The sequence below is a fragment of the Oleiphilus sp. HI0117 genome, from assembly GCF_001635235.1.
On record NZ_LWGA01000793.1, the window covers coordinates 1 to 5,967 of the forward strand.

A 5,967-nucleotide genomic window follows, 5' to 3' on the forward strand; every position below is an offset into this window, starting at 1 on the left:
GATTTATTACTTAACTAAATTCAGATCAAGCGATATGCTCGCCACTATTATCTTTACAACAATCTCATCGAGACTCTGAGTACTTATACTCAATAAACAATGTCATGAATATGCTCGGGGTCATCTGTCGTTAACTCCCCTCGCTCCAATTTCTTCTCTACACCTGGCCCTAATACTGGCTTCATATCCCTGGCATGTAAGTCATGTGCACAATGATCGCAAGCAAAACGAGGGCTGGAAACATGACCACAAGTTTTATGCTGGAACATAATCGGTGCACCGTCACCATCACATAGCCACTTGTCACCCCATTGAACAACCGTCATCAGCACCGGATAAAGATCCATTCCTTTCTCAGTTAAATGGTATTCATAACGAGACATCTTCTCGTCATATAAGACTTTGGTTAAAACCTCAGCTTCCACCAAACGATTTAGACGGTCAGACAAACGATGGCGGGTTATCCCTAAAGATTTTTGAAACTCTGAGAAGCGCCTGACGCGGCGAAATGCGTCCCGGATGATTAACAGCGTCCAACGATCACCAAATATTGATAATGCTCTAGCAATTGAACAAACCTGAGAGTCAATCTCTTCCCAACGCATAGCTACCTCTTTGCATTTTATTTGAATTATTCGCGCCTAATAAGACTAGCCACTGTTCCAATATACAAAGTTGATCTAAATCAAACAAAGCCATTATACCAGAAATAGAACAGTATTTTAGCAAGTCGTCACAATAGATTCACTTGACGAGTTCTATTATGGAACCATATACTTTACACAAGGTTCCAAAACGGAACCGTGATGAATTTGGCATTTTTACCCTAAGCCATATTTGTCTAATCCACCAAATAGTGAGGACTCGCTTATGAGCATCATGAAAGCTATTTCTAAATGGATTGATTACGAACTAGGGATTAGAAACATTGATTTGGAATTAGAAGCAGGCGACTTAGACTGAGCTTGCAGTTCGTATTCCTTCATGAGTTTACTTGTATTTATCGAAGCGCCAATACTTGCGCTGTAGTCTTTAAATAGACATTAAGAGGAATAAAATTATGTTTGGATTTCCATTTTTTACTAGCCTTATCGTAACGGTTGCAATGGTTGTCGGTTTTTCATTTATTATTAACCACGGCATCCAAAAGAAAAAAGCTAACAATGAAGACGCTATCTCTAATACAAGCCAAGGCGAAAAAGACACTAACTGCCACGCCTAAGCTAAGATCGCCGCTCTATTGAGCGAGTAAAATTGAGATAGAAAAATTGAGGCTGCTACATAGCAGCCTCTTTCGTTCTAGCCTACCGAAGCCTTCAGTGCTTGCTCCAAATCTTCAAGAATGTCATCGATATGCTCGATACCGATTGATAGTCGAATCATTTCAGGCGTAACACCCGCGACTTTCTGTTCTTCCTCTGTCATTTGCCTGTGCGTTGTCGAAGCAGGATGACACGACAATGATTTAGCATCACCAATATTTACCAAACGCTTAAACAGTGCCAAGGCATCATAGAAACGCGTACCTGCCTCTAAACCACCTTTAATTCCAAAGGTCATAATGGCCGACGGTGTACCTTTCATATATTTTTTGGCTAGCTCATGGTTCTCATCTGAGGGCAAGCCACCATAACCAACCCACTCAACTAGATCGTGCCCTTCTAGAAATTCGGCCACTTTTATTGCGTTTTCACAATGACGTTCCATACGAAGACCTAGCGTTTCAATTCCCTGAAGCAATAAAAAGGCATTCATAGGTGATAAGGCCGCCCCGGTATTACGCAAAGGAACTGTCCGGCATCGTCCAATAAAAGCTGCTGGCCCCATTGCCTCGGTATAGATCACGCCATGGTAAGCAGGTTCTGGCTCGTTCAACATAGGGAATCGTTCAGCATGCTCCGCCCAGGGGAAGTTTCCTGAGTCAACGACAATCCCGCCTAACGAATTACCATGCCCACCCATATACTTGGTAAGCGAATGAACAACAATATCTGCCCCATACTCAATAGGCTTACATAAAGCTGGCGTGGCAACTGTATTATCAACGATAAGCGGCACCCCCTTATCATGCGCAATCTTCGCCATGCCTTCCAGATCGATAACATTACCCGCGGGGTTACCAATACTCTCGCAATAAACGGCTGCGGTATTTTCATCAATCAGCTTTGCTAAGGACTCAGGCTTATCATCTTCAGCGAAACGTACATCAATTCCCTGGCTCGGCAGCATATGCTTGAAAAGTGTATAAGTACCGCCATAGAGCTGAGGTACTGAAACAATATTCTTGCCCTTGCTGGCGATCGTTATAATCGCGTAATGAATGGCAGCACTGCCAGCACTCACAGCCAAGGCCGCAATACCTTTTTCTAACTCCGCTACTCTTTTTTCAAGCACATCGTTAGTGGGGTTCATTATTCGCGTGTAGATATTACCCGGTACAGCCAGGTCAAATAAGTCAGCACCATGTTGAGCATTATCAAACTCGTATGCGACTGTCTGGTAAATAGGTGTTGCTACGGACTTGGTTGTAGGGTCTGTTTCATATCCGTGATGAATTGCGATGGTATCGTCTTTCATTTTAATCCTCGGCAATAATGATGAATGTTGGCGAATACGGGACACCGGAACAAAGAATCATAGATCAATTCCCAATAACACACACGCACTCAGATCAATGAAATATAAATAAACTTTCTTTGTGACTTTTTCTCTTTTGCTTCTGTCTATGCTTCTGAATTTAAATTTCAAACTCACTTTTTTACTTAATCAAGGAAGCTTAAATGGAAGATATCAATCAAAGCAGCGATCAGATTCAAGAGCTGTTACAGACAGCCTACACACTCAGCTTAAGTTACGGCCCCAAACTGGTCTTAGCGATCGTTACGCTCATCATCGGCCTATGGGTCATCAATCGCTTCATACGCACTCTTAACAACAATCTCACAAGCAAGGTCGATGCGACGCTTGGTCAATTCGTCTGCAGCATTCTTTCAGTTATTCTGAAAGTAGTCTTGTTGATTTCAGTTGCCTCGATGGTCGGCATCGAGACAACATCATTTGTGGCAGTACTCGGTGCTGCCGGCTTAGCTGTTGGCCTAGCTCTTCAAGGAAGCCTAGCCAACTTCGCCGGAGGCGTTGTCATTCTGCTATTCAAGCCTTTCAAGGTAGGAGACCTGATTGAAGCTCAGGGCTACATCGGAAGCGTATCTGAAATTCAGATTTTCAACACCATTCTAAAGACGGGCGACAACCGAGTCGTCATCATTCCAAATGGCTCTCTTTCGAGCAGCAGCATGGTGAATATTAATAAAGAAACTACTCGCCGAGTCGATCTGAGCTTTGGCATTGGCTATGGCGACGATATTGACCAGGCCAAGTCTCTGCTGAAGTCACTCGCCAGTCATGATGCCCGAGTACTCAAAGACCCGGCTCCTGTATTTGTCGTTGCAGAACTTGCCGACAGCTCGGTTAACTTTACAGTCCGCTTATGGGTCAACACTAGCGACTACTGGGGTGTATTCTTTGATATGCAAGAAGGCGTGAAGAAAGCATTTGATGCGCACGGCATTTCAATCCCCTACCCACAACAAGATGTATATATGCATCAAGTAGCATAAACAAGAGACATTACTCTAGTAAATCGCTAAGATACGGCCAAAATTGAATCGTATCTTAGCCAAGCTTTATGAAAGGAAGAAATACTATGCAACACCTTAAACTTGCCACAGCAATTGCTCTCATCTCTACAAGCCTAAGCGCCACAGTAAACGCTGAAGAGGTCTCTGAACCTAACTGGGATGCAACGGCTGAACTTGGTTTTGTGATGACCAGCGGCAACTCGGATACAGAAACACTAAATGCCAAATTTAATGCTTCAACTGAATACACTGATTGGAAGCACACACTTCAACTAGAGGCGCTTAACAGCTCATCAAATGACGTAAGTTCTGCAGAAAGATATTTTGCTGAAGCGCAGTCTGACCGAAAGCTCTCTGATAGAGCTTATGCGCTTGGCGTCATCTCGTGGGAAAAGGATCGCTTTAGCGGTTTTGACCATCAAACCTCTATCGCACTGGGTTTAGGCTATAAAGCTATTGCAGAAGATAATATGGAATTGAATTTCGAGCTTGCGCCTGGTTATCGTGTGATCGAAGACAACAATGGCAATAACGAAGAAGATAGCATTATTCGTGCAGCTGAGATCTTCTCTTGGAAATTCAATGAAACATCTAGCCTTGACCAGTTCCTGAATACAGAAGCCGGCGACAGTAACACTGTGACACGTTTTGGTATCTCCTTAACCAGTCAGGTGCAAGAAGCCTTGTCAATGAAGGTTGGTTACACCATTAAGCATAGTTCTGATGTTCCAGCAGGTGCTGATAAAACTGATCGTGAAACGTCTGTCACGTTAGTCTATAAGCTGTAGCATTACTTTTTATGTAGGCAGCGATGGTGCTAACCCGCCAGCGAGCCGCGCAAGGCTCTGCCTACAGCAGAAAAGAAAGTATCAATCTGAAATTTCAGATACAAAAAAGGCAGCTTAATCGCTGCCTTTTTTATTGAAGCTTGAAACGCTTACTTCAACAATTCTTTAGCTTGCTCAACCCAAGAGTCTGAGCCGCGTACTGATTTGAACTCAGCCAACTTATCGGCAGGTGCATTAACGATATCTTCCAAGCTATTAAATCCCGCTGCATTCAATTTCTTAACCGTCGCAGGGCCAACACCTTTCATCGAAGAAATACCAGACTTAGCTGCACCAGTGGCTTTCTTAGTTGCTGTTGACGCTTTTGCTTTAGCAGTAGTCGCCGCCTTCTTAACAGTTGCTTTGGCTTTTTTAGCAGGCGTCTTTGGCGCTGGCATAATCTTATCCGCCAGAGGAAGCTTGCTTAATGCATCTTCAAGTTGACCAACCAGCTTATTCTTAGTCTCTAGCAAAGCTTCAGCACGCTCTTCAAATTCTTTCTGCTGCTTATTTAGCTGCTTTTGATACTGCTTCTCGATTTTCTTCAACCACTTTGTTGCAGGCTTAGTCGCCTCTTCACGCAACTCGTTTACTTGTGCAGTCAAATCATCAACCTGCTTCTGTAAATCTTTCTTAGTTGAAGTAACTTTCTTGTTGATATCTTTCAACAAGTCATTGCTCAGCTCTTTAACCTGAGAAACTTTCTTATCAATCTTCTTTGACGTTTTACCCATGCTTCACCCCTATTAAAACTACAAACAAATTAAACAATAAATACTAAACAGTATAAAAGTTACACGTTTTTTTTAGAGCATAACAACTAAAATCACGTGCACTAATGGTATTTTTATAATTTCTAACATGGCAGATTCAACTAATCCAATTTGCCATGTTCTTTAATATAGTCCTTTACCAAGCTCTCAATTAGCTTTTGTATACTCGTTTCTTGCTCTATCGCAATAATCTTCAGTGCTTTCAATGTTTTCTTATCTAAACGTAGGGAGGTATTTTTCTTAGCCTTCTCTTTTTTCTCGGATGCATGCACTTGATCAAGCTGAGGAGTCTTAGCCGTACCTTTCGACACTGCATCGGTTTTCTTATCTGTACTCTTGCGACTCATAAAGAGACCCCTTGTCGTTTCACTACCCTATAAACGGCATAGTAACATCCATTCATCCATATTGCCGAGCACCATAAAAGGCAAAGGCGCGAATTATCGCGCCCCTACATTAGCTTCAAGATGGCACATTAAGCCTTCTTCAGCGCCTTTTTCAGCTTGCTGATTTTCTTAGTCTGCTTGGCTACTTTAGCTTTACGCGCTTTGATCTCTTTCTTGATAGATTTTGTTTTCTTAGACATGGTAAATCACCTTTCTTTGTGTAAATAACATTAATTGACGTAATGACGTCACTACGTCAATATCTATCCTAGACCTACATAACCGGAAATACAAAGTATTTGAACCTCAGGACTTAAATTGTCATCAAACTGTCACATAAGTC

The 5,967-nt window shown here is 42.5% G+C and carries 7 protein-coding genes; 3 read left to right on the top strand and 4 right to left on the bottom strand.

The genetic code is table 11. The annotated features are described in order from the left end of the window. Positions 1 to 89: 89 nt before the first annotated feature. A complete protein-coding gene (locus tag A3757_RS12950) occupies positions 90 to 605 on the bottom strand; it encodes a helix-turn-helix domain-containing protein (RefSeq protein WP_068509360.1) in 516 nt (171 codons plus the stop codon). 455 nt (positions 606 to 1,060) lie between these two features. On the opposite strand from A3757_RS12950, the gene A3757_RS25735 reads away from it, so the two are divergent. Next, a complete protein-coding gene (locus tag A3757_RS25735) occupies positions 1,061 to 1,222 on the top strand; it encodes a hypothetical protein (protein ID WP_156490459.1) in 162 nt (53 codons plus the stop codon). Positions 1,223 to 1,299: 77 nt separating this feature from the next. On the opposite strand, the gene A3757_RS12955 is transcribed toward A3757_RS25735, so the two are convergent. Further along, a complete protein-coding gene (locus tag A3757_RS12955) occupies positions 1,300 to 2,577 on the bottom strand; it encodes an O-acetylhomoserine aminocarboxypropyltransferase/cysteine synthase family protein (protein ID WP_068514179.1) in 1,278 nt (425 codons plus the stop codon). Positions 2,578 to 2,780: 203 nt separating this feature from the next. On the opposite strand from A3757_RS12955, the gene A3757_RS12960 reads away from it, so the two are divergent. Continuing rightward, complete coding sequence (locus tag A3757_RS12960; RefSeq protein ID WP_068514182.1) at positions 2,781 to 3,617, top strand: mechanosensitive ion channel family protein; 837 nt, start codon at positions 2,781 to 2,783, stop codon at positions 3,615 to 3,617. 86 nt (positions 3,618 to 3,703) lie between these two features. Next, complete coding sequence (locus A3757_RS12965) at positions 3,704 to 4,426, top strand: YdiY family protein (protein WP_068509581.1); 723 nt, start codon at positions 3,704 to 3,706, stop codon at positions 4,424 to 4,426. 149 nt (positions 4,427 to 4,575) lie between these two features. Here A3757_RS12965 and A3757_RS12970 read toward each other — a convergent pair whose 3' ends face one another. After that, positions 4,576 to 5,199: a helix-hairpin-helix domain-containing protein gene (locus tag A3757_RS12970; protein ID WP_068514185.1), complete on the bottom strand. Its 624-nt coding sequence runs from the start codon at positions 5,197 to 5,199 to the stop codon at positions 4,576 to 4,578. A gap of 140 nt (positions 5,200 to 5,339) precedes the next feature. Continuing rightward, positions 5,340 to 5,585, bottom strand: coding sequence for a hypothetical protein (locus A3757_RS12975; RefSeq protein WP_197470033.1), 246 nt, complete (start codon positions 5,583 to 5,585; stop codon positions 5,340 to 5,342). Between the last annotated feature and the right edge of the window lie 382 nt (positions 5,586 to 5,967).

Bases quoted from the DNA above. Each gene is read 5' to 3' on its own strand.
- A3757_RS12960 (WP_068514182.1), top strand. From the start codon at position 2,781: ATGGAAGATATCAATCAAAGCAGCGATCAGATTCAAGAGCTGTTACAG.
- A3757_RS12970 (WP_068514185.1), bottom strand. From the start codon at position 5,199: ATGGGTAAAACGTCAAAGAAGATTGATAAGAAAGTTTCTCAGGTTAAA.
- A3757_RS12975 (WP_197470033.1), bottom strand. From the start codon at position 5,585: ATGAGTCGCAAGAGTACAGATAAGAAAACCGATGCAGTGTCGAAAGGT.
- A3757_RS12955 (WP_068514179.1), bottom strand. From the start codon at position 2,577: ATGAAAGACGATACCATCGCAATTCATCACGGATATGAAACAGACCCT.
- A3757_RS12950 (WP_068509360.1), bottom strand. From the start codon at position 605: ATGCGTTGGGAAGAGATTGACTCTCAGGTTTGTTCAATTGCTAGAGCA.
- A3757_RS25735 (WP_156490459.1), top strand. From the start codon at position 1,061: ATGTTTGGATTTCCATTTTTTACTAGCCTTATCGTAACGGTTGCAATG.
- A3757_RS12965 (WP_068509581.1), top strand. From the start codon at position 3,704: ATGCAACACCTTAAACTTGCCACAGCAATTGCTCTCATCTCTACAAGC.